Origin of the sequence: Maribrevibacterium harenarium (assembly GCF_006385675.1) — a bacterium.
Taxonomy (GTDB): Bacteria; Pseudomonadota; Gammaproteobacteria; order Pseudomonadales; family Marinomonadaceae; genus Marinomonas; species Marinomonas harenarium.
In genome coordinates this window covers 1-2,617 of sequence record NZ_VFRR01000094.1, presented here as the reverse complement: position 1 = coordinate 2,617, position 2,617 = coordinate 1, and the positions used below count along the sequence as shown (strand labels likewise).

Annotated in this window: 2 protein-coding genes; both read right to left on the bottom strand. The window is 49.3% G+C overall.

Annotation, left to right across the window (positions count from 1 at the left end; translation table 11 throughout):
* Nucleotides 1-101: 101 nt before the first annotated feature.
* Nucleotides 102-848 carry an IS21-like element helper ATPase IstB gene (istB, locus tag FJM67_RS17160; RefSeq protein WP_140591911.1) on the bottom strand — a complete coding sequence of 249 codons (747 nt, stop codon included), beginning with the start codon at nucleotides 846-848 and terminating at the stop codon, nucleotides 102-104.
* 10 nt (nucleotides 849-858) lie between these two features.
* Complete coding sequence (gene istA, locus FJM67_RS17155; RefSeq protein WP_407943643.1) at nucleotides 859-2,412, bottom strand: IS21 family transposase; 1,554 nt, start codon at nucleotides 2,410-2,412, stop codon at nucleotides 859-861.
* Nucleotides 2,413-2,617: the final 205 nt, after the last annotated feature.

Sequence of the window (2,617 nt, the reverse complement as noted above, 5' to 3'; positions counted from 1 at the left end):
TGCGTATTTCGGTTTGTCTGGCCACCGATTCCGGTATCATTCAGCCACGCGTTTCGGTGTGATCCGGCCAGCTTGATCTGATCTTCGTTTCTGTTTTCTTTTTACCCGACTTCTTCCGGCTGAACCAGCGCTTTTTTACGCTGCGACTCTCCACTTAATTCCAGTCGGTGGGCGGTGTGGATCACTCGGTCCAATAGCGCGTCCGCAACCGTAGGGTTATCCATTAAGCCATACCATTCTGATACAGGGAGCTGACTTACGATCACGGTGCTGCGTTGCTCATACCGATCTTCAATCACATCCAGTAAGTCACTGACTTGTTTTCCCTTAAATCCTTCAAGGCCCCAATCATCTAAAATCAGCATATCCGCCTTTTGTAGTTGGACGAGTTGTTTAAGATAGCTACCGTCCGTATGACCCATTTTAAGACTTTCTAGTAATCGTCCCAGACGGTAATACAACACACGTTTATTTTGCCGACAGGCTTGTTCCCCTAATGCACAAGCTAGGTAGGTTTTACCACTACCAGTGGACCCCGTAATTAAGATGTTCTGGTGGTAGGTCAGATGATGCCCTTGCAACAACGGCGTCATCTGCTCTGCACGTAAGCCCCGTTTGGCTGGGTACCTTAGCCCTTCTGGAGTGGCTTTTAGACGTAAATTAGCCTGTTTACGCAAGCGCTGTAGGCGGGTGTTATCCCGCGAGAGTTGCTCTTGCTCAACCAATAAGCTAAGTCGTTCATCGAAGCCAAGCTCAGCATAGGTATGTGGGGCTTGGCGTTGCAGCTCCAGTGCATTGGCCATGGCCGCCAGCTTAAGCTGGCGTAATTGGATCAGTAGTGTGTCCATTGTGTTGTCCTCATTGGTAGTAGTGAGATCCGCGGATATTCGCGTGCAATCCAGGGTCATTAGCATTTGAATCATCATGACCGAAGCGAAGATCTTCACCGCTTCTAAGGAGCTTTTTGATAACGGGGATGTAGGGCTGGTGACGACTCAATGCGAGTGTACAGGCGCTTTCTAGACGTTCACTTCCGTAGCGCTTTTGCTCACTGAGTAAGGCCAAGCACGATCGCTGAGCCTGTACAATATGTGTTTTGCTTCTTTCTACCGCGAGTACCGTTGCCAACGTATTGGGACCAATCGCTGTGGCCCAACGTCTGATTCGCTCCGGACTCCACTCTTGAAACGCTGCATGGTTTTCCGGCATATGAGCGACATCTGTGCTATGACGGTATGAGTTGTGGCTACGGGGGTGTTGAGAGACACACTTGGTTTGATGATAAACCTTAATCATCGTCTGGGTTGCACTGATTTCAACTCGTTCACCGACTAAACGATGTGGCACCGAGTACCAGTGATTGTCGTATTGCACATGGTAGTCTTTGGCCACTTTCGCAATGCGGTAGTCCGTATATTCATAGGCATAAGGCGGTAATGGCTGCAATGCAGGTTTATCTAGCAAGGTAAACAGTTGTTCACGACTAGCACCATTGTACTGTTTCATTGGCCGCTGATTGAGTTCTATATTTAGCTCTCTGATCGCTTGGTTTAGAGCGGCTAGTGAGTAAAAGATATGATGACGTAGGCGAGCCAATACCCAACGTTCAACAATCAGCACAGCGGATTCGACTTTACCCTTGTCTTGCGGTTTGCGAGGGCGTGTGGGCATGAGTGCACAGCCATAATGCCTGGCGAGCGCCTTGTAATTGTCGTTAATGATCGGTTCATAACGGTCCGCTTTATCAACGGCGGCTTTGAGGTTATCAGGTATCAGTAAAGCGGGTACGCCTCCCAAAAACATCAGACAGCGGCTGTTCGCCATCAGCCAAGATTCCATATCCTGGCCTTTACAAGCCTCAATGTAGGTGTAATTAGAGGCCCCAAGTGTCGCTACAAAGATGGCTGCCCATCGTATTTCACCGGTTTTGGGGTTCACAATCGGTACGGTTGGCCCACAGAAGTCGATAAACAGCTTGTCACCGGCCTCGTGATGCTGTCGCATCGAGCGTTTTTGAATAGCGCACCATCGTCGGTAATGTTCGCAGAACTGAGTATAACCAAGCGCTCTGGCGCCATGTTCAGCTTGGTATTCCTGCCATAATAGCAGTTTAGTGACCCCTTTTTGTCGAAGCTCAAGATGCACTTGCCCCCAAGATGGCAACACCCGTTGGGACTTGTAATCCCGCCCAGGAAACAACTGCTTGTCGAGTGCGTCAAGGGAATAGTCAGCGGACAATGGCCAGCTGAGACCTAAGTTGTTGAAACGGGCGACCAAGGCGCTGATGGTGGCTCGACCAATATTCAAGGCTTGCGCGATTTGACGATCACTTAATTGTGCTTCGAATTTAAGACGGAGTATCTGCAGATAGGTTTGCATATCTGTTCTTCCCATTTTCTTTTTACGTGTCATGACTACTCCGGCAAACAGTTAAAAAACGGTTATGCCAAAGCCCATAAAACGAAGGAAGAACAAACTGGCCAGATGAGACCGAAACAGGTGGCCGGATGATACCGAAATGGGTGGCCGACTCATGCCGAAATCAGTGGCCAGATGATACCGAAATGGGTGGCTGACTCATACCGAAATCGCTGGCTCGATCATCCCGAAATACGCA

Excerpts from the sequence above, each read along its gene's own strand:
- istB (WP_140591911.1), bottom strand. The coding sequence starts at position 848 with ATGGACACACTACTGATCCAATTACGCCAGCTTAAGCTGGCGGCCATG.
- istA (WP_407943643.1), bottom strand. The coding sequence starts at position 2,412 with ATGACACGTAAAAAGAAAATGGGAAGAACAGATATGCAAACCTATCTG.